This window comes from Micromonospora sp. CPCC 206060, assembly GCF_036906895.1.
In the GTDB taxonomy this organism is placed as follows: Bacteria; Actinomycetota; Actinomycetes; order Mycobacteriales; family Micromonosporaceae; genus Micromonospora.
On record NZ_JBAKHU010000054.1, the window covers coordinates 20,999 to 39,350 of the forward strand.

Genomic DNA, 18,352 nt, shown 5'->3' on the forward strand with positions numbered 1-18,352 from the left:
GGTGGCCACCTCAGTACCGGAGGGGGTCACCACGATCGATCGCGGTCTCGAACGGCAGCGGGTCGCGCCACATGCCATACAGGGTGGGCCCGGAGTCGGGTAGGTGGATGGTGGTCTCGTGCTGGTACCCGCGCTTGGTGAGGGTCGTACGCAGGGCGGTGGTGGCCACTTCGATGTAGGCGGGCTGACCGAGGGCGTCGAGCCGGCGGTGCAGCTCGGTGAGCATGTCGCCGCCGATGCCGTCGCCTCGGCGGTCGGGGTGGGCCGCTATGTACCACAGGTGGTAGTGGGCTCGGCGGGGCAGTGCGGCGCTGGTGGCGCGGCGCAGGGTGGCGTACCGGTGGTGGTAGGGGACGGCTGCGGTGAGCAGGCCAGGGGTGTACTCAGTGGCGGCCAGGTCTTTGTCGCAGGTGGTGGGGTGTGCGCCGGCGAGGACGCCAACGACGACGCCGTCCGGGTCGACGACGGCCCGCAGGTCGCCGTAGTGGATGAGATACCGGACGGTGAAGGCGTGGCAGCGGGCGACGATGCCGTAGCGGGCCATCGGGTCGGGGACAAGCCAGGCGGCGATCGGGTCGTGGTGCGCTGCTTCGGTGAGCACGCCGTGGACCTGCTCGACGATGTCACCGGAGGTGTCGGGTCCGACGGGGGTGGTCGTGTCGGCGGGCGGGGCGCAGGTCTGGTTGGTGGCGTTGTTGACGGTTTCGGCATCAGGCGTCACGGTCGGCTCCCCGTGGTGTCGTCCAGAAGAAGATGCGGGCGAAGATCGCGGCCGGGTCGACGTCGCTCAGGTCGTGGATCGCCTCGACGAACCGGCTGGCGGCGTACATGGCGCGCGGTCGGGGGTCCAGTGCGTTGACCAGGTCCGTCTTGACTTGTTCGCAGGGCCATTCGAGGCCGCAGGCGCGGCAGTCCCAGTGGGGTCGGTTCGGTGAGTGCACGGCGGTGGTCATGGCGCGGTGGGCCTGCGGTGGGCGGGGCCGGTGTTGCTGCGGCGGCCGGTGGGGGTCTGTCGGAGTGGGCCCCCGGTGCGTTGGTTGCGGCGCGGGTGTGCCGGTGGTGGGGGTGTGGCGCGGACGCAGGTGTGCACGGTGGTCCCCTCTGCAGTGTCCGGATACAAGGGGGCGCGGCGCCGACCGGAACGGGGATCCGGTTGACGCCGCGCCCGGTTCAGGCGCGCCGGCGGGATGCGTAGTCGCCGGTGCCGATCTGCAGTTCGGTGGTGGGCCCGGGTGCCGGACGCTTACGCACTTGCCGGTGCGCGTAGCGAGGCAGCGTTCCGGCACCCGGGGGCGCGGCGATACCTGCGAGGCTGGGCCGCGTCTCAGGCTGGTCGGCGGGTGCGACGGTGACCGATGTTTCGTCGACGCGCTGACCGCACCTCCCCCGCCCAGGAGTCCCCTCAGCTCCGTGGGCGGCGTGGATGGCTTCGATGGTGATCATTTGGAGTCCTTGTTCTTCTTCTCAGCCGGGACGGCCGGGGCGGCGGAAGGTTCCGAGGGGGTGCGGGCGGAACCGGCGGCCTTGATGGCGTCGGCGACGGCCTTGCCGATCTTGCTCATGCGGCGAGCCTCCTGGTGGTGACGCTGTCAGCCCAGATCCGCTGTGCGCACGGCCAGCTCTCACGGCACGTCACGCAGGTGGCGGGGACGAACGGCAGCCGAGCGACGAGCTGAGGCGTACGACCGTCGTTCACGTGCAGCGTGGTGTAGCGGCGCGCCAGGGTGTCGCGGTACGGGTCGTCCATCTTGATCAGCCCATGCCCGGGGACATGCTCGGCCTGGGCAGGCGGAGCAGGTACCGCCGGACGCAGGCGGTTGACCTGGTTGGACTCGCCAGTCGACATCGACGAAAACCCCCCGCGATACCGTGGAGCAGATCCAGGAGACGATAGTCTCTACTTGGGACTGTCCCAGACTCTCACTGCCCCAGGCGTGTCGCAAGAGTCACGCTCCGCATGTTCACCATCTGAACGTGAAAGGGCCGGCACCTGAGGGTGCCGGCCCTTTGTCTTGCGGAGTGGATTAGAGGTCGAACTCGCCGCCCTTCACGTCGGCGATGAAGGCCCCCCAGTTGGAGGAGCCGAAGGTCAGCACCGGTCCGGTGACATCCTTGCTGTCGCGAACGAACGCACCGTCGACTGCGGTGCCCTCGGCGACCTCGACGCAGTTTCCGCTGCCATCGCTACGGGTGCTCTTGCGGAACGGTCCGTGAAGCGGGTTGGTCATGACAGGCCCTTTCACTGGGCGGCCAAGGCGTTGGCCGCGTCCCTGATGAAGGCCGCGCTGTCGGCGTCTGACAGCGCGGCCTCGCGCAGCCGCGTGAGCAACTGTGCCTGCTCCCGCACGATAGCGGGCTCTACGAGGATGTCATTACTCCTCACGGAGTCAACCACCGCCATTTCCGGTTCGTCTCGGTCCGGATAGCGGTACAGCGAGAAGGGGGAGGTGGGTGCGCGGCCGGGTGCGGTGGGTGCGCCCACCGGCATCACCCGGATCGAGATGTTCGGACGTTCCGCCAGGTCGAGCAGGTGCAGCAGCTGGTCGCGCATGACCTTGACCGGCGCGGCGGTGACCCTGCGCACCGCCAATTCCTCCAGGACCACCTCGTATCGATTGACCTCGGCCAGGATCTGCTGACGTCGAAGGCGGCCACGTACGATTCCGTCGACGGTCGATCCGGGTTCGGGTGACATGCCGGCTCGATAGTGGGCGTACTGCTCGGTCTGCATGAGGCCGGGGATGATCTGCACCTGGTACTCCTGGATCACCGACGTGTACGTCTCGGCGATGGCGATCACCTGCTGCTGGTGGCCCATCTCTCGATACGACCGACTGCTCCACCATCCGGGTTCACGAGCCGACCATGCCCAGCTCATGATGACCCGATGTTCGGGCTGGTCCTCGTCGAGGTTGCAGGCAAGCAGGATGGACCGGATATCTCCTGCGTCGGGGTTGCGGGTCAGGTTCTCCAGGGGGTTCTCCAGTCGGTTGACCTCCTGCCGGGAGATTCCGGCCTTCGCGCCGAGGCGTCCTTGGGTGTCCAGTCCGGACTGGCCTCGGAGGGTCTTGATTGCCTCGGCCAGCCGCACTCGGGCGACCAGCGGACTCACTGACATCTCGTCTTACCTTCCGGGCGTTGAGGTGTCCCAGCTTGGGGCACTGCTCTGCCCCAAGTTACCCGGCGGCGTCCATGCCGCCCACACTCGATCGTGCACATACCACACGTCAGGCTGCGGAGATACGATCAGCGGCACCCAGGGGGCCAGAGCGGGTTGGCCCTGGGAGGCAGGGCGCGAGGCTCCGGAGGCGTTGCCGGGGCCTCGCTGCACACGAACAGACCCCCGGTATCGTCCCGGGGGTCTGTTCGTAGACCGTAGGGGGTTAAAGCGCCCACTCGCCCTGGTTGTCAACGACGAAGTCCAGTGCTCCGAAGCGGAGCCCGAAGGCGCATGATGCGATTTGCGGCCGTGCTGACCTGGCCTGGAAACGTCGAGCACCGCGTAGCTGAGGCTGTCGTAGTCGCTGCGCCAGTCCAGCGCGGCGGCAGCGCGGTCGGGTATGGCCGACCACCGGCCGCCGTGCTAGGGCAGCACGCGGTGCTGCACTAGGCCGCCGTGACCGGGGTCGGGTACACCAGGGCGGTGGCGATGCCGACCAGCCCCTCTGCCCGTCCCGGGAAGCCGAGGCCGTCGGTGGTGGCGCCGGAGACGCTGACCGGGGCGCCGACCGCCTGGCCGAGTACCCGCTGCGCCTCGGCCCGGCGGGTGCCGATCCGGGGGCGTACCCCGATGACCTGGACCGCGACGTTGCCGATCTCGAAGCCGGCGGCCCGGACCCGGCGGGCGGTCTCGGTGAGCAGGGTCACCCCGGATGCACCCGCCCACTCCGGCTCGGCCACCCCGAAGTTCGAGCCCAGGTCGCCGAGGTCGGCGGCGGAGAGCAGGGCGTTGCAGGCCGCATGGGCCACCACGTCGGCATCGGAGTGCCCGGCCAGGCCCGGCTCGTCCGGCCAGTGCAGTCCGGCCAGCCAGCAGGGCCGCTCGGCGTCGAAGGCGTGGATGTCGGTCCCGATGCCCACCCGAGGAACGATCATGAGGAGAGGGTACGGGTCGCCTGCCCGGGCGACTCGGCGAGCAGGTGCTCGGCGAGGGCCAGGTCGAACGGTCTGGTGATCTTGAAAGCGTACTCCGAACCGGGGATGCAGGTGACCGGTTCGCCCAACTGCTCGACCAGACCCGCGTCGTCGGTCAACGGATCGTCGGCGGCGGCGTGCGCGGCGGTCAGCACCGACCGGCGGAAGCCCTGCGGGGTCTGCACGGCCCGCAGCCGGGACCGGTCCACCGTGCGGAGCACCAGCTCGTCGCCGGTGACCTCCTTGACCGTGTCGACAACGGGTAGGACAGGAATGGCAGCGGCGGCACCGGCGCGGACCGCGGCGGCGACCGAGTCGATCAGCATCGGCGGGGTGAGGGCCCGGGCCGCGTCGTGCACCAGGATGATCTCCGGCCCGGTCGGCACGGCGGCCAGCGCGGCGGCCACCGACGCCTGCCGCTCGGCGCCGCCCGGGACGACCTGCACCGGCGCGACCGGCGCCAGCAGCTCGCGGACCGCGTCCACCTCGGCGGCCGGGGCGGCCACCATGATGGTGCGTACCGAGGGCACGAAGGAGATCCCGCGCACCGCGTGCACCAGCAGGGGCTCGCCGGCCAGCAGGCGGAGCGCCTTGGGGCGGCCCGGTCCGAGGCGTACCCCGGCACCGGCCGCAGGAACGAGGACCGCGACGTCACCGCGCGGATTGAGCTGCGCGGTCACGTCGCGGTCCTCGGATTTCTCTGGAACGGGGTGGGGAGGCGATGCTGGCCGGACTAGGCCTCGGTCAGCACCTTGTCGAGCAGCGTCTCCGCCTCGTCCTTGGTGCTCTTCTCGGCGAGCGCGACCTCGCCGACCAGAATGTCACGGGCCTTGGCGAGCATCCGCTTCTCACCCGCCGACAGACCGCGCTCCCGCTCCCGGCGCCACAGGTCGCGGACGACCTCGGCCACCTTCAGCGGGTTGCCGGAGGCCAGCTTCTCCAGGTTGGCCTTGTAACGCCGCGACCAGTTGGTCGGCTCCTCGGTGTGCGGAGCCCGGAGAACGTCGAAGACCTTGCCCAGGCCCTCTTCGCCGACCACCTCGCGAACGCCCACGATCTCGGCGTTCTCAGCGGGCACCCGGACGGTGAGGTCACCCTGAGCGACCCGCAGAACGAGGTACTGCTTAGGCTCGCCCTTGATCACCCGAGTCTCGATCGCCTCGATGAGTGCGGCCCCGTGGTGGGGGTAAACAACGGTCTCGCCGACACTGAAAACCATAGGTTCGAAACCCCTTTCGCTGTGTCTAGGGTAACACGCTCAGGCACCGATGTCCCATCGCAGGCCTGATCGTTAGCGCAGCTCAGGGGCCCTGTGAGAGGTATTTCTTCGGCTTGACACCCAGTCAAATCGATGATTTGAACACGCTCTGTGATGGGTAAACCACAGGCCGACGTGGCCGGGTCGGTAGAAATTCGGATCTGGGGCGATGCGCTCGGCTTATCGTAGCCCGACCGTTCCGCGCCCGCCCAACACTGCGCATCTCCACAGCACCGGGCGGGGAACCTCGCCGACAGCCCTGGCGGCCGGCACCCCGGTGCGGGACGCTGGCATCAGACCATCGGGATCCCGACGTACCGGTGGCCGGCCGGCGCCGGCAGCCGGGTCGGGAAACAGCGGCCGAGGGAGGCGAGGCGACCATGGGAACGCCCGACGACCCCGGACCACGCGACGGCGGCGCACCGGACGGCCTACCCGAGCTGCCACCCGGTTGGGGCCCGGTGGTCGTTCCGGACGACGCCTCGGCGCTCGCCGAGGAGGCCGCCCTGGTCCGGCGGGAACTACGGGAACGGGTCCGCCGTGGCCTGCCGCCCCGGCTGACCGTTCCGCCCGGCCACCCGGTACCCGGGGACGGCCGGTACCCGACCCGCCCCTCGGCCCGCCTGCCGCTACTGGTGATCATGCTGGCCGTACTCGCCAGTGCCGCCGGCATCTTCGCCATCACCCTGGCCAGACCGGCCCGCCCCACCGCCCGCCCGCCCGTCGTGCCGGCCGGCACACCCGACCCTGCGCCGGGGCGTACGCTGCCCGCGCTGGAGCTGACCGACGACCGACAGGAGCCGGTGTCCCTGCGCGGGCTGCTGCCGGCGGTGATCATCCTGCTGGACGGCTGCACCTGCACCGAACAGGTCGGCAGTGCCGCAGCGGCAGTACCCGCCGGGGTGAGTGTGGTCACCGTGGTCAGCGACGGTCGGGTGCCGGCCCCGGCGGGCACGGGTGTCCGCTCCCTCGGTGATCCGGCCGGCGCGCTCCGGGCCTTCCTGCAACTCCCGGCCCGCCCCGGTACAGCCACTGCACTGCTCGTCGACCGCTCCGGTCAGGTCGTCCGGGTCGTGCCCGAGGTCGGCCCGGCCGAGGAGTACCGGGCCGACCTGGACCGCCTGGGCTGACCGCCGGAGCCCCTGCGGGCCGTCAGGGCGCCCGGACCAGTTGCACCGCGACCCGGACCGGATCGCGCCGGCCGATCACGGAGACGATCACCGGACCGCCGGTGCCGATCACGAAGTCACTGACGAAGGAGCCGTCACACCGGATGCTCTTCATCAACGGCCGGGTCACCCGGCCGGCCACCATCACACGCGTTACCCGATCCGAGGCGCCAAGGCAGGAGTACTGCACCAGGAGCCGGTCCTGCTGCCCGCCCGGGACGGTCCAGGACCGGATGTTCCCGTCCGCCAGCGAAACGACTTCCCGCAGCACCGCGTCGGGATGGGCCACCGGGCCGAACGGGGACCAGTCCCGGTCGAACCGGGGCCGTACCCCGACCACCTCACCGGTCGCCACGTTGATCTGGACCTCGATGCCGGGCGGTAGCTGACCGGCCAGCTCGATACCGGGGCGGGGCACCCGCACCTCACGGCCCGGCTCTGGGGCATTCCGGACCCACCACCAGCCACCCACCGTCAGGGCGCCGGCCACCAGCGCGACCAGGGCCAGATCCGCCGCCCGGCGGCCGGTGCTCCGTTCCATACCCTGAGGGTACGGCCGGCAGCGGGTACTCCGCCCGCCTCACCTGGAGGGTGAGCTTCGGTGCTCAGATCGACGGTGAGCGCTGGAGCAGGGTCGCGTAGAGAGTCAGCCCCGGTCCGAATGCGAGCAGCACGATCCACTCCGGTGGACGTGGCTCCCGGCGCAGCCGGTCCAGGATCAGCAGCACCGTCGGGGAGGAACAGTTGCCGTGCGCGTCCAGGGTGGCGCGGGAGGCGGCCAGCCCGTCCGGGGACAGCTCCAGCTCCCGCTCCACCACGTTGAGGATGCGCGGCCCGCCCGGGTGCACCGCCCAGCCGTCCACCTCGGGCACCCGCAGGCCGTGCCGGGCGAGTAGCCCGTCGACCAGGCGCCGGACGTGCGACGACAGCACCTGCGGCACCTTCGGCGAGAGCCCCATCCGGAACCCCGTGTCGGTGACGTCCCAGGTCATGTGGTCGGCGGTGGAGGTGTCGGTGACCGAGGCGACCTCCCGGACCGCGTACCCCGGTCGGCCACCCGGCACGACCACGACGGCGACCGCAGCGTCCGAGAAGAGCGCGTGCGACACGATCTGCTGGGTGTCCACCCGGGCCGAGGAGGGCTGGATGTGCAGGCTGGTCAGCTCGGTGCAGAGCAGCAGCGCCGGACGCCCCCGGGCGGCCACGAAGTCGCTGACCACACCCAGCCCCGGCAGGGCCGCGTAGCACCCCATGTGGCCGATGAACATCCGCTGGGTCTCCGGGGCCATGCCCAGGTCCCGGGCAAGCAGGATGTCCAGCCCCGGCGTGACGTACCCGGTACACGAGCAGACCGCGAACAGGCCGATCTCCCCCGCGTCCAGCCCGGCCGAGGTCAACGCCCGGCCGACCGCCTCCTTACCCAACGGCAGTGCCTCGACCAGGTAGCGCCGCATCCGGCGCTCGGTGGGCCAGTCCGACACGTCCTCCAGCAGCGGGTTGACCGCCGCCTGCCGTCGGGTCACCCCGGAGTTGGCGAAGATCCGCTGGGCCAGTGCCCGGGTACGCTCCGGGAAGTGCCGGGCGAAGAACCCGTCCCAGAGCTGCTGCTGCCCGGTCGACGGCGGCAACGCCGTACCGAGACCCGCGATCACCGGTGACACAGCCACGGCTCCCACCTCTCGTCGTCTGCCCCGGGCGCCCGGTACGGGCCGACCCGTGCTGCTTCCACGCTCACCAACGAGGGGTCGACGCGTCACGGTCCGGGTCGCCGCCGAGCGCCGCGATGCCGAGCCAGTCCGCGCAGACGTCCGAGGTCGCCGGGTGCAGCGATCCGCAGCGGGCATCCCGGTAGAGCCGCTCCAGCGGGTGGCCCCGCCGGGTGGCCGAGGTGCCGGCCGCCTCCAGCATCGAGGCGGCCACCTCGGCTGCGGTCGTACCGGCCAGCAGTTTGGCCCGCCACACCCAGCGGTTGGTCGCCGCGTCCCCGGGCGCCTCGTCGACCCGGCGGGCCGCCTCGGCCACCACCAGCTCGGCGGCGGCGACCGCCGCGTCGGCCCGGCCCACCCGGGCCCGGACCGCCGGCAGGCCGGTCAGGTTGCGGGCGGTCAGGTGCTCGGCGGCGGCCTCCACGGCGGCCCGGGCCACCCCCACGTAGACGGCCGCGTAGCTGGCCACCAGCCAGTGCGGCATGAGCTGCGCCACCACCAGGGCCAGCCCTTCCACCCCGCCGAGCAGCCGGTCCGCCGGCACCGTCACGTCCAGGTGCAGGTCGTGCGAGGAGGTCGCCCGCATGCCGAGCGAGTCCCAGGTCTGCTCGACGTGCAGACCGTCCCCGGCCGGAACCAGGAACTGGGAGACCACCGACGGGTCGTCGGCACGCCGGGCCGCGACCAGGTACCCGTCGGCGTGTCCGGCGCCGGAGCAGAACGTCTTCGCGCCCTTGATGTGGTAGCCCCCGTCGACCGGCTCGTACACCGTGGAGAGCTGCGAGAGCCGGGCACCGGCACCCCGTTCGCTCATCGCCACGCCGTACCAGGCACCCTGCGCGGCGTCGGCCAGCAGCCGGTCCCGGGCGGCCAGCGCCTCGTCGGGTACGCCCAGCGCCTCGGCCAACTCCTCGTCGACCGCGCCGAGGGCACCGGTCACCGAGGCGTGCATGTTGAACACCAACGCGGTGGCACCGTTGCCCCGGGCCAGCTCGGTGGCGACCGCGGCGTACTGCGCGAAGCTCGCCCCGGTGCCGCCCAGGCTGCGCGGCACCATCAGTCCGAACAGCCCGGCCGCCCGCAGGTCGGCGAAGTCGTCCACCGGGAACGATCCGTCCCGGTCGTGTCCGCCCGCCCGGGCGGCCAGCCGTGGCGCCAACCGGCGGGCAGCGTCCAGCGCGTCCGATGTCATGTCCGGCCCCCTTCGACCTCGTGCAATACCCCGGTGCGGTACGCCCTACCCGTCCTTCACCCCGCGCCCCTGGTACAACACGGCGGACGACCAGGTGGGCACGATCCGGGGCGCAGCCGGGCGGCCGGCGCGGCGGACCAGGGCCGGGTACGCCCGGCCCAGCAGCCACCAGCCGGTACCGACGACGGTGGGCCGGACCCCTCGGATCCGCAGCCGCACACCGTGCCGGGCGCACTCCCGGACCAGGGCGCGGGAGTCCACGAACAACCGTGGATCGTGGATGCCTCGGGGTACGCCCCGGAACAACTCGGCCACCCGGACGGCGAGCAGCCGGCTCAGTGCCGTCGCGTTCAGGGTGTCCAGGACCAGGGTGCCGCCCGGGGCCAGGACCCGGCACGCCTCGGCGACGGCGGCCCGCCAGTCCGGTACGTGTTCCAGCAGCTCACCAGCGGTCACCACGTCGGCGCAGGCGTCGGCCAGGGGCAGGGCGGAGGCGTCGCCGTTGACCACGGTCACGCCGTGCGCGGCGGCCTGCGCCAGCGCCGAGCGGGTCAGGTCCACCCCGACGTGCCGGTAGCCGCGCCCGACCAGGTGCGGAGCGAGCAGGCCGGCTCCACACCCGACATCGACGAGGACCGCCCCGGGCCGGCGGGCCGGCGGGACGAGTGCGGCGCGGGCCCTGGCCAGCCAGTGCAGCATCGCGAACGCGCCGTCCGGGCGCCACCACTCGTCGGCCAGGTCGTCGTACTGCCGGGGGTCATTGCGGGGCAGTACCGGACCCTGATGTGGCATGGGTCGAGCGTGGCACGACTCCCCGGTAACGACCAGACTTCCCTTATGTCGCGAACGGTGTTAGGGCTGGTCAGAGCGAGTCATCCGGAACCGGCGGCGGCGGTGACCACCGTGGCCGGACTGCTCGCCTGGGGGGTGGGGCACCGGGTCGCCGGTGTCGTCGCGGTGGCGACGGCCGTACTGGCCAGCCAGCTCGCGGTCGGCTGGACGAACGACCGGCTCGACGTGCACCGGGACGCCACGGTCGGACGGACCGACAAGCCGCTGGCCGCCGGCGCTCTCAGCCCGCGCCTGGTGACGGTCGCGGCGGTGTCCGCCGCCCTCGCCACCCCGCTGCTCGCTCTGCTCACCAACCCGGTCGCGGCGGCCTGCGCCACCCTCGGCCTGGTCTCCGCGCTGCTCTACGACTGGCCGCTCAAGTCCACTCCGGTCTCGGTCCTGCCGTACGCCGTGTCGTTCGGCTGCCTGCCGGCGTTCGCCGTCCTGGCCCTGCCCGGCGCCCCGGCACCACCACTCTGGCTGGTCGGCGCGGGCGCGCTGCTCGGCGCCGGCGCGCACTTCGCGAACGTGCTGCCGGACCTCGCCGACGACGCCCGGACCGGGGTGCACGGGCTGCCGCACCGGCTCGGGCCGACCGGTACCCGGATCGCCGCGACCGTCCTGCTGCTCGCCGCGACCACGGTGCTCGTGTTCGGCCCGCCCGGGCCGCCGTCCGGCGCCGGCCTCGCCGCGGTCGCCACCGCCGCCGTGGTGCCGCCGGTGACCTGGTACGCCGCCCGCGCCGGCCAGCGGTCGGCCGGTCGACCGGTCGCCGTGTTCCGCGCGGTGATGCTGGTGGCGGTGATCGACGTGGTGCTGCTGGTGACCAGCGGACGGGTGGTCTGAACCGGTTTGTCGCCACCCGGGACGGGCCGGCCGGGCTGACGGGTGCCTTTGCCGGGTCCCTGTGCGGTGCGCGATCAGCCCCAACTACCCTGGATCCCGGTCTGCGCGGGTATGGCCACCGCGCCCGGGGTTCCGCTCCGGGCGGGGATCGTGACGAGGAGGACCGACGTGACGCGCTCGATCAGGGGTTCCCGGCGGGCGGCCGTGCTGCTGGCCGGCCTGGCTACGGCGACCAGCCTGCTGGTTTCCGGTTGTGGCTCGGGCCAGGTCGCCGAGACCGCTGCCAAGGAGCCGTCGATCGGCGGCGTCAACGCGCAGACCCCGGACAACGCGTTCAAGATCCGCAACGCCAACGTGGCGTACCTGAGCACCGAGGGGTACCCGGCCGGCGGCACCGCCCCGCTGACCCTGGCGATCTACAACGACTCGCCCCGCGCGGTGACCGTCACCGTCACCTCGGACAGCGCCCGCGCGGTGAGCCTCGGTGGCGCCGCCGCACCGACCGCAACCGCCGCGGCGACCCCGACCGCAACCGCCCCGGCGACCCCGGAGGCCACCGGCTCCCCGACCGCCACCGGCAGCGCGACCCCGGCGCCCGGTTCGGAGCCGCCGGCCGCCACGCCCACCCCGGAAGCCACCACCGAGGCCCCGGCCGCACCGCCCGCGCCGGCCAGCATCGAACTGCCGGCCGGCGGGTACCTGCTGCTCAACCCGGAGGCGGGCAGCTTCCTCCAGCTCGTCGGGCTGAACCAGGCGCTGCGCCCGGGGCAGGCGGTCAACGTCACCTTCGACTTCGGGCAGGGCGTCACCCTGGCCACCTCGATCCCGGTCGCCGTGCCGCTCACCCCGGCCCCGCCGGCCTCCCCGGTGATCGGTGAGGGTGGCGCCGAGGAGCAGCACGGCTGAGCGGTACCCCGGACGGACCTGACGAGGGGCCGGCGTGGCACGGGCCACGCCGGCCCCTCTTCGTCGTACGGATTGGCTAGCGTCATCGGGGTGACCACCTCCCGTTCGACGCCCGCCCGCAGCCGGGCGGCCCGCGACCCCCGGCCCGCCTACCAGTGCGACGCCTGCGGCCACCAGCCCCCGAAGTGGGTGGGCCGCTGCCCGGAGTGCGGCGAGTGGGGTGCCGTGGTGGAGACCACGGTGAGCGGGCCGGTGGTCTCCGGCCGGGTGGTCAGCTCCCGGGCGCCGGCCGAGCCGGCCCGCCCCATCGCCACCATCAGCGCCGCCCCGGCCCGCGCCCGGCCGACCGGGGTACCCGAGCTCGACCGGGTCCTCGGCGGTGGCCTGGTCCCCGGCGCGGTGGTGCTGCTCGCCGGCGAGCCCGGCGTCGGCAAGTCGACCCTGCTGCTCGACGTGGCCCAGCAGTGGGCGGCCGGTGCGGGCAGCCCGTCCCTGGTGGTCAGCGGCGAGGAGTCGGTCAGCCAGGTCCGGCTCCGCGCCGAACGGATGGGCGCCCTGCACGAGCAGCTCTACCTGGCGGCAGACAACGACCTGGGTGTGGTCCTCGGTCACCTCGACGCGGTCAAGCCAGGGCTGCTGGTGCTCGACTCGGTGCAGACCATCTCCACCCCGGGCACCGACGGGGTGCCGGGGGGCGTGACCCAGGTCCGGGCGGTCACCGCCGCGCTGGTCTCGGTCGCCAAGGAACGCGGCATCGCCACCGTCCTGGTCGGTCACGTCACCAAGGACGGCCAGGTGGCCGGTCCCCGGGTACTGGAGCACCTGGTCGACGTGGTGCTGCACTTCGAGGGGGACAAGCACTCCTCGCTACGGCTGGTTCGGGGGGTCAAGAACCGGTTCGGGGCCGCCGACGAGGTGGGCTGCTTCGAGATGCACGAGGGCGGCATCAGCAGCCTCGCCGACCCGTCCGGGCTCTTCCTGACCCGTTACTCCGAGCCGGTGCCCGGCACCTGCGTCACGGTGGCGATGGAGGGGCGGCGGGCGCTGGTCACCGAGGTCCAGGCCCTCATCGGGGCCACCGTCGCCGGCTCGCCCCGCCGGACGGTCTCCGGGCTGGACAGCGCCCGGCTGGCCATGGTGCTGGCGGTGCTGCAACGGCGTACCGAGCGGCTCACCCTGCACGACCGGGAGGTCTTCGCGGCCACCGTCGGTGGCATCCGGGTGGTCGAGCCGGCGGCCGACCTGGCGGTGGCGCTCGCCGTCGCCTCCGGCGGGCTCAACCTCGCCATCGCACCGAACCTGGTGGCGATCGGCGAGGTCGGGCTGACCGGCGAAGTCCGTCGGGTGGGGGCGGTGCCCCGCCGCCTGGCGGAGGCAGCCCGGCTGGGCTTCCGGCTCGCCCTGGTACCGAAGGGGTGCGGCCCGGAGTCCACCGGGACAGGCCCGGATCAGATGCGGGTGATGGAGGTCACCGATGTCCGTTCCGCACTCCAGTGCGTGGCCCGCGCCTCGGCGGAATGACCGAATGTGACCAGGACGGTGCGCAGCGCCGAGCGACCCGGTGGACACATCGGCGTAGCGACCGCAAGCCCGTCGAACTGGACATCCGGCACCGGCGGTGACCGGTCCGGGATGCGGCGGCACATCACAGTAACCACGGCAGCACCCACCGCATGACAGTCCGTAGACTGTCCAGGTGCCGATCGACCGCGATGCGAACAGAACCGCCGGCGCGAGTACCCCCGCCCGCAGCGGCGCACTGGGCTCGCCGGCGCGACCGATCAGCGTCAACGTGACCACGGGTGGTTCGGTGGCCACCGGCGACCCGCTCCGCGCCAACCTCGCGCTGATGGCGCCCGGCACCGCACTGCGGGACGGGCTGGAGCGCATCCTCCGTGGTCGCACCGGCGCACTGATCGTGCTGGGCTACGACAAGGTCGTCGAGACCCTCTGCACCGGCGGTTTCCCGCTGGACGTGGAGTTCTCCGCCACCCGGGTCCGCGAGCTGTGCAAGATGGACGGTGCCGTCGTGCTCTCCAGTGACGGCACCCGGATCGTCCGGGCCGCAGTGCACCTGATGCCCGACCCGTCGATCCCCACCGAGGAGTCCGGCACCCGGCACCGCACGGCCGAGCGGGTGGCCCGGCAGACCGGTTACCCGGTCATCTCGGTCAGCCAGTCGATGCGCATCATCAGCCTCTACGTCAACGGCCAGCGGCACGTGCTGGACGACTCGGCAGCCATCCTGTCCCGCGCCAACCAGGCACTGGCCACCCTGGAGCGGTACAAGCTCCGCCTCGACGAGGTCTCCGGCACCCTGTCGGCGTTGGAGATCGAGGATCTGGTCACCGTCCGCGACGCGGTGGCGGTGGTGCAGCGGCTGGAGATGGTACGCCGCATCGCGGACGAGATCGCCGGTTACGTGGTCGAGCTGGGTACGGACGGGCGACTGCTCGCGCTCCAGCTCGACGAGCTGATGGCCGGCGTCGACGCCGACCGCACCCTGGTGATCCGGGACTACCTGCCCACCGGGCGGAAGCCCCGTACCCTCGACGAGGCCCTGGTCGAGCTGGACCTGCTCACCGCCACCGAGTTGATCGACCTGGTCGCGGTCGCCAAGGCCATCGGTTATCCCGGGGCGTCCGACGCGCTGGACGCCGCGGTCAGCCCGCGCGGGTTCCGCCTGTTGGCCAAGGTGCCCCGGTTGCCGGCGGCCGTGGTGGACCGGCTGGTCAACCACTTCAGCAGCCTGCAACGGCTGCTCGGGGCCACGGTGGAGGATCTCCAGGCGGTCGAGGGCGTGGGCGACGCGCGGGCCCGGGGCGTCCGCGAGGGCCTGTCCCGGCTGGCCGAGGCGTCCATCCTGGAGCGGTACGTCTGAGCCGACACTGATCCGGGCGGCCCGGCGCACACGGCGGGTGCCCGGCGGAGTGGTTCCACTGTGCCACCCGCCGGACGCCTGGTCCCAACGGACGCCTGGTTCCACCATGCGCCTGGTCCCACCATGCCACCCGCCGGACACGTGGTCCCACGGTGCCGCCCACCGGACGCCTGGTCCCACCGGGCCGCCCACCGGGCGGCGACGTTGGCCGGTCAGCCCGTGATGGAGAACTTCACCGGTTCGCTGATCTTCGTGCCGAGTCGGCCGAAGACCTGGTAGTCACCGACGTTCGGAAACGGCCCGGCAGCCACCCCGCTGGCGCACTTGCTGCTGTCCCGACCGTTCCAGCCGACCGTGTACTCCCGCTCGAAGCCGGGCGTGAAGGAACGGACGTCGGCCCCCTTCGCCGTACCGCAGGTGTCCGAGGACCAGACCTTGTCCGCACCGGCCTTGATGAAGAGTTCCTGCATGTCCGCGCCGACGTCCCGACTGCACGTCCGCTGGGAGACATTTTTGATCTTCAGGCGCAGATCAACGGTGACCCCACGCTGGGCCGCAGCCGGCAGGACGACCGGCACCACGGAGATCTCCGCATCCGTACAGGCGCCTTCGGCGGGCGGCGGGGCCACCGGCACCACCGGCGGCTCGGTCGTCTCCGCCGGACCGGCCGGTACCACCGGCGCCGGCTCGCCGGTCGGCAACGGAGAGGTCAGATCGGTCTCCGGGGTCAGCACCGACCCGGTCGGCGCCGGGTTCCCGGTCGGCGTGCCGGTCGGGGCCGCCTTGCCGCGTTTGTCGGTTGGATCACCGGAGCCGGTGCATGAGTAGAGCACGACAATGAGAAACAGCAACCCCGCTCCGAGTACGACAGCGCGACGCCGCCAGTACACGGCGGGTGGCAGGGGTCCAACCGTCATACGCATAATGCCTTCACCGTATCGTCGGTCGACCGGCTTGCTCCGCTACGACGCGCCGACGCCTCCGCGCCCGCTCCGTACCGGCCGGCACGGTCAGAGGTAGACCTTGCGTTGGTAGATGGCGTGGGCACCGGCGACCCGGTCGAGAAAGAGCAAGCCGGCACAGTGGTCGATCTCATGCTGGAGCGCGCGGGCCTCGAATCCGTCGGTGACCAGCCGCACCGGTTCGCCGGTACCCGGCAGGGCACCCTCGACCACCAGTCGGCTGGCCCGTTTCACGTCACCGGTCAGGTCCGGCACCGACATGCAGCCCTCCCGGCCGGGCCGCCACCGGGTCGCCTCCACGACCCGCGCGTTGCAGAGCACGAACGTGCCGTGCACGGTCACCGCCTTGGGATGCTCGGTGACGTCGACCGAGAAGACCTGGACGCCGACCCCGACCTGTGGAGCGGCCAGACCGACGCAACCCGGCGAGACCCGCATCGTGGCGACCAGGTCGGCGGCGAGCTGGACGATCTCGGGATCGCGCGGGTCGACCTCCACCCCGGGCCGGCTGAGCACCGGGTCGGGAGCGGACACCACCTGCCGTACCGCGCCGGCGACACCGAGATGGTCGGGGGTCCAGCCACCCAGTCCGGGGTACTCGTCGATCACAGCAGGTCCGAATCCGCGGGCCGGAGGGTCACCTCGACGTCGAGGTCGGTGGCCACCCGGGTCAGCCGGGCGGTCAACTCGTCGGCGGTGCCCGCCGGCAGGTCCACCTCGGCGATGACGACGTAGAGCCGACCGGTCAGCCGGGTGGTCAGGTCGGTGACGTTACCGCCGGCCTCGGCGAGTACCCGGGTCACCGCGGCGACGATGCCGAGCCGGTCGGCCCCGTGCACGGTCAGCACGTACGGTTCGCCCGCCGGGGCCGCCACCCCGTCCGGCACGACCGCACGCACCGAGGCGACCAACTGGCCGTCGCTGGTGAGTGGCGCGAGGGCGGCCTCCACCTCGGCGGCGGCGGGGCCCGTGCAGATCAGGGTCATGGCGAAGTGGCCGCGCAGCCGGGTCATCGTCGAGTCGGTGAGGTTCGCGCCGAGCCGGGCGAGCACCTCCGCGACATCGGCCACGATGCCGGGCCGGTCCGGGCCGATCAGGGTGATCGCGAGCTCGTTCATCGGGACATTCTCCCCGACCCGGCCGACACCGCCGTGGCGACCCGGCCGGACCGCCCACGGTGCGGGACGGAACACCGTGGCATCATCACCGGTGCGATGTCAGAGCCCACTTTCGCCACCCTGGCCAGCCGGTGGTTCCAGCAGCACGCCCGTGACCTGCCCTGGCGCAAACCCGAGGTGGGAGCCTGGGCCATCCTGGTCAGTGAGGTCATGCTCCAGCAGACCCCGGTGGTCCGGGTTCTTCCGGCCTGGGAGGCGTGGCTGGCCCGTTGGCCGGTACCGGCCGACCTGGCCGCCGACTCCCCCGCCGAGGCGATCCGGATGTGGGGGCGGCTCGGCTACCCCCGCCGGGCCCTCCGACTGCACGAGTGCGCGGTGGCCCTGGTGGAGCGGCACGGCGGCGAGGTGCCGACGAATCTCGACCAGTTGCTCGCCCTGCCGGGGGTGGGTACGTACACGGCCCGGGCGGTGGCCGCGTTCGCGTACGGGCAGCGGCACCCGGTGGTGGACACGAACGTCCGGCGGGTGGTCGCCCGGGCGGTGGCCGGCGAACCGGATGCCGGGCCGACCACCCGGCCGGCCGACCTGATCGCCACCGAGCGACTCCTGCCGGTCGAGCCGGCCGCCGCCGCGCTGGCCAGCGCGGCGTTCATGGAGATCGGGGCGGTGGTCTGTACCGCCCGGTCACCCCGTTGCGCCGACTGCCCGCTGGCCGCCCGGTGCGCCTGGCGGGCGTCCGGCCGATCCGCGCCGGCCGGCCCCACCCGGCGGCCCCAGCGGTACGCCGGCACCGACCGTCAGGTACGCGGACTGCTGCTCGCGGTCCTGCGGGAGGCGACGGGGCCGGTGCCCCGGCCACGGCTGGACACGGTCTGGGCGGATGACGTCCAGCGGAGCCGGGCCCTGGCCGGGCTGGTCGACGACGGGCTGGTCGAGGTGGTCGGGGATGCCTGCCGGCTCGCCGGGGACGGCTTCCCCGTCGATCATGGAGTTGTGGTGCCTGACAAAAGCCGCTGAAGCCTATATAACGGCCACCATAAGTCCATGATCGACGAGGCAGGGGTCGGCAGGGGTCGGCGGGGTCGGCGGGGGGCGGTGGTGGCCGGCGGGGCCTGAGCGGCGGAAGACGCGGAACGGCCCGGCGACTGCTGTCGCCGGGCCGTTCCACTGTCCTGCTGTTGTCGGCTACTGCTACTCGTCAGCGCCAGCGGCAGCCGTGCCGCCCAGGTCGGCCGGTACGGCGTCCGGGACCTCGACCGGCTTGTCCGAGCCGCGGAACACGAGCTTGGACTTGTCGATGTTGTCCGGATCGCCCTCGCAGTCGACCACCACGATCTGACCCGGGGTCA

22 protein-coding genes and 1 pseudogene are annotated in these 18,352 nt (G+C 72.5%); 6 read left to right on the forward strand and 17 right to left on the reverse strand.

The genetic code is table 11. The annotated features are described in order from the left end of the window. Positions 1-10: 10 nt before the first annotated feature. The 9 genes from V6U90_RS25515 to V6U90_RS25555 all read right to left on the reverse strand — a co-directional run bounded on the left by V6U90_RS25515 (position 11) and on the right by V6U90_RS25555 (position 5,353). Positions 11-721 carry a hypothetical protein gene (locus tag V6U90_RS25515; protein ID WP_334441598.1) on the reverse strand — a complete coding sequence of 237 codons (711 nt, stop codon included), beginning with the start codon at positions 719-721 and terminating at the stop codon, positions 11-13. Then, entirely contained in the window at positions 711-953 is a 243-nt protein-coding gene (locus V6U90_RS25520; RefSeq protein ID WP_334441601.1) for a flavin reductase, read from the reverse strand. Before V6U90_RS25520 ends, V6U90_RS25515 begins: the two co-directional genes overlap by 11 nt. 486 nt (positions 954-1,439) lie before the next feature. Beyond that, positions 1,440-1,562, reverse strand: coding sequence for a hypothetical protein (locus V6U90_RS25525; RefSeq protein ID WP_334441603.1), 123 nt, complete (start codon positions 1,560-1,562; stop codon positions 1,440-1,442). After that, positions 1,559-1,846, reverse strand: coding sequence for a hypothetical protein (locus tag V6U90_RS25530; protein ID WP_334441606.1), 288 nt, complete (start codon positions 1,844-1,846; stop codon positions 1,559-1,561). Before V6U90_RS25530 ends, V6U90_RS25525 begins: the two co-directional genes overlap by 4 nt. 178 nt (positions 1,847-2,024) lie before the next feature. After that, positions 2,025-2,228: a DUF397 domain-containing protein gene (locus V6U90_RS25535; protein ID WP_334441609.1), complete on the reverse strand. Its 204-nt coding sequence runs from the start codon at positions 2,226-2,228 to the stop codon at positions 2,025-2,027. A gap of 11 nt (positions 2,229-2,239) precedes the next feature. Beyond that, positions 2,240-3,112, reverse strand: coding sequence for a helix-turn-helix domain-containing protein (locus V6U90_RS25540; RefSeq protein ID WP_334441612.1), 873 nt, complete (start codon positions 3,110-3,112; stop codon positions 2,240-2,242). 494 nt (positions 3,113-3,606) lie between these two features. After that, positions 3,607-4,095, reverse strand: coding sequence for a 2-C-methyl-D-erythritol 2,4-cyclodiphosphate synthase (ispF, locus tag V6U90_RS25545; protein WP_334441615.1), 489 nt, complete (start codon positions 4,093-4,095; stop codon positions 3,607-3,609). Beyond that, positions 4,092-4,814, reverse strand: coding sequence for a 2-C-methyl-D-erythritol 4-phosphate cytidylyltransferase (gene ispD, locus V6U90_RS25550; RefSeq protein ID WP_334441618.1), 723 nt, complete (start codon positions 4,812-4,814; stop codon positions 4,092-4,094). The genes ispF and ispD overlap by 4 nt, the downstream gene beginning before the upstream one ends. Before the next feature lie 53 nt (positions 4,815-4,867). Beyond that, positions 4,868-5,353: a CarD family transcriptional regulator gene (locus V6U90_RS25555; protein ID WP_007073334.1), complete on the reverse strand. Its 486-nt coding sequence runs from the start codon at positions 5,351-5,353 to the stop codon at positions 4,868-4,870. Between the two features lie 419 nt (positions 5,354-5,772). On the opposite strand from V6U90_RS25555, the gene V6U90_RS25560 reads away from it, so the two are divergent. Beyond that, positions 5,773-6,522 (forward strand): hypothetical protein, encoded by a 750-nt coding sequence (locus V6U90_RS25560; RefSeq protein ID WP_334441694.1) that lies wholly within the window; start codon positions 5,773-5,775, stop codon positions 6,520-6,522. 22 nt (positions 6,523-6,544) lie between these two features. Here the strand turns inward: V6U90_RS25560 and V6U90_RS25565 are convergent, their stop codons facing one another. The 4 genes from V6U90_RS25565 to V6U90_RS25580 form a co-directional block, all read right to left on the reverse strand. Beyond that, positions 6,545-7,102: a hypothetical protein gene (locus tag V6U90_RS25565; protein WP_334441696.1), complete on the reverse strand. Its 558-nt coding sequence runs from the start codon at positions 7,100-7,102 to the stop codon at positions 6,545-6,547. Between the two features lie 64 nt (positions 7,103-7,166). Next, complete coding sequence (locus V6U90_RS25570) at positions 7,167-8,237, reverse strand: type III polyketide synthase (RefSeq protein WP_334441698.1); 1,071 nt, start codon at positions 8,235-8,237, stop codon at positions 7,167-7,169. A gap of 55 nt (positions 8,238-8,292) precedes the next feature. Then, on the reverse strand, positions 8,293-9,459 hold the full coding sequence (locus tag V6U90_RS25575; RefSeq protein WP_334441700.1) for an acyl-CoA dehydrogenase family protein: 1,167 nt from the start codon (positions 9,457-9,459) through the stop codon (positions 8,293-8,295). Positions 9,460-9,504: 45 nt separating this feature from the next. Continuing rightward, positions 9,505-10,251, reverse strand: a complete 747-nt coding sequence (locus V6U90_RS25580; RefSeq protein WP_334441703.1) for a methyltransferase domain-containing protein — start codon at positions 10,249-10,251, stop codon at positions 9,505-9,507. A gap of 45 nt (positions 10,252-10,296) precedes the next feature. Between V6U90_RS25580 and V6U90_RS25585 the strand changes: the two genes are divergently transcribed. The 4 genes from V6U90_RS25585 to disA all read left to right on the forward strand — a co-directional run bounded on the left by V6U90_RS25585 (position 10,297) and on the right by disA (position 14,923). Continuing rightward, entirely contained in the window at positions 10,297-11,136 is an 840-nt protein-coding gene (locus V6U90_RS25585) for a UbiA family prenyltransferase (protein ID WP_334441706.1), read from the forward strand. A 168-nt stretch (positions 11,137-11,304) separates the two neighbouring features. Next, positions 11,305-12,042 carry a hypothetical protein gene (locus tag V6U90_RS25590; RefSeq protein ID WP_334441708.1) on the forward strand — a complete coding sequence of 246 codons (738 nt, stop codon included), beginning with the start codon at positions 11,305-11,307 and terminating at the stop codon, positions 12,040-12,042. A gap of 90 nt (positions 12,043-12,132) precedes the next feature. After that, the gene (gene radA, locus V6U90_RS25595) at positions 12,133-13,563 is read left to right on the forward strand and encodes a DNA repair protein RadA (protein WP_334441710.1); all 1,431 of its coding nucleotides are present in this window, start codon (positions 12,133-12,135) and stop codon (positions 13,561-13,563) included. A 175-nt stretch (positions 13,564-13,738) separates the two neighbouring features. Beyond that, positions 13,739-14,923, forward strand: a complete 1,185-nt coding sequence (gene disA, locus V6U90_RS25600) for a DNA integrity scanning diadenylate cyclase DisA (protein WP_334441712.1) — start codon at positions 13,739-13,741, stop codon at positions 14,921-14,923. 212 nt (positions 14,924-15,135) lie between these two features. Here the strand turns inward: disA and V6U90_RS25605 are convergent, their stop codons facing one another. The 3 genes from V6U90_RS25605 to V6U90_RS25615 all read right to left on the reverse strand — a co-directional run bounded on the left by V6U90_RS25605 (position 15,136) and on the right by V6U90_RS25615 (position 17,003). Next, on the reverse strand, positions 15,136-15,846 hold the full coding sequence (locus tag V6U90_RS25605) for a hypothetical protein (RefSeq protein ID WP_334441714.1): 711 nt from the start codon (positions 15,844-15,846) through the stop codon (positions 15,136-15,138). An 87-nt stretch (positions 15,847-15,933) separates the two neighbouring features. Then, positions 15,934-16,494, reverse strand: a complete 561-nt coding sequence (locus V6U90_RS25610) for a peptide deformylase (RefSeq protein WP_334441717.1) — start codon at positions 16,492-16,494, stop codon at positions 15,934-15,936. Next, complete coding sequence (locus tag V6U90_RS25615) at positions 16,491-17,003, reverse strand: glycine cleavage system protein R (RefSeq protein ID WP_334441719.1); 513 nt, start codon at positions 17,001-17,003, stop codon at positions 16,491-16,493. The genes V6U90_RS25610 and V6U90_RS25615 overlap by 4 nt, the downstream gene beginning before the upstream one ends. Positions 17,004-17,099: 96 nt before the next feature. Here V6U90_RS25615 and V6U90_RS25620 point away from each other — a divergent pair, with 96 nt between their 5' ends. After that, positions 17,100-18,020: an A/G-specific adenine glycosylase gene (locus tag V6U90_RS25620; protein WP_334441721.1), complete on the forward strand. Its 921-nt coding sequence runs from the start codon at positions 17,100-17,102 to the stop codon at positions 18,018-18,020. A 174-nt stretch (positions 18,021-18,194) separates the two neighbouring features. Here V6U90_RS25620 and V6U90_RS25625 read toward each other — a convergent pair. Then, positions 18,195-18,352: pseudogene (locus V6U90_RS25625) on the reverse strand (AAA family ATPase); the annotation flags it as partial.

Coding starts and splice junctions, on each gene's coding strand:
- V6U90_RS25520 (WP_334441601.1), bottom strand. CDS start 953: ATGACCACCGCCGTGCACTCACCGAACCGACCCCACTGGGACTGCCGC.
- V6U90_RS25525 (WP_334441603.1), bottom strand. CDS start 1,562: ATGAGCAAGATCGGCAAGGCCGTCGCCGACGCCATCAAGGCCGCCGGT.
- V6U90_RS25530 (WP_334441606.1), bottom strand. CDS start 1,846: ATGTCGACTGGCGAGTCCAACCAGGTCAACCGCCTGCGTCCGGCGGTA.
- V6U90_RS25535 (WP_334441609.1), bottom strand. CDS start 2,228: ATGACCAACCCGCTTCACGGACCGTTCCGCAAGAGCACCCGTAGCGAT.
- ispF (WP_334441615.1), bottom strand. CDS start 4,095: ATGATCGTTCCTCGGGTGGGCATCGGGACCGACATCCACGCCTTCGAC.
- V6U90_RS25555 (WP_007073334.1), bottom strand. CDS start 5,353: ATGGTTTTCAGTGTCGGCGAGACCGTTGTTTACCCCCACCACGGGGCC.
- V6U90_RS25560 (WP_334441694.1), top strand. CDS start 5,773: ATGGGAACGCCCGACGACCCCGGACCACGCGACGGCGGCGCACCGGAC.
- V6U90_RS25565 (WP_334441696.1), bottom strand. CDS start 7,102: ATGGAACGGAGCACCGGCCGCCGGGCGGCGGATCTGGCCCTGGTCGCG.
- V6U90_RS25575 (WP_334441700.1), bottom strand. CDS start 9,459: ATGACATCGGACGCGCTGGACGCTGCCCGCCGGTTGGCGCCACGGCTG.
- V6U90_RS25580 (WP_334441703.1), bottom strand. CDS start 10,251: ATGCCACATCAGGGTCCGGTACTGCCCCGCAATGACCCCCGGCAGTAC.
- V6U90_RS25585 (WP_334441706.1), top strand. CDS start 10,297: ATGTCGCGAACGGTGTTAGGGCTGGTCAGAGCGAGTCATCCGGAACCG.
- V6U90_RS25605 (WP_334441714.1), bottom strand. CDS start 15,846: ATGCGTATGACGGTTGGACCCCTGCCACCCGCCGTGTACTGGCGGCGT.
- V6U90_RS25615 (WP_334441719.1), bottom strand. CDS start 17,003: ATGAACGAGCTCGCGATCACCCTGATCGGCCCGGACCGGCCCGGCATC.
- V6U90_RS25620 (WP_334441721.1), top strand. CDS start 17,100: ATGTCAGAGCCCACTTTCGCCACCCTGGCCAGCCGGTGGTTCCAGCAG.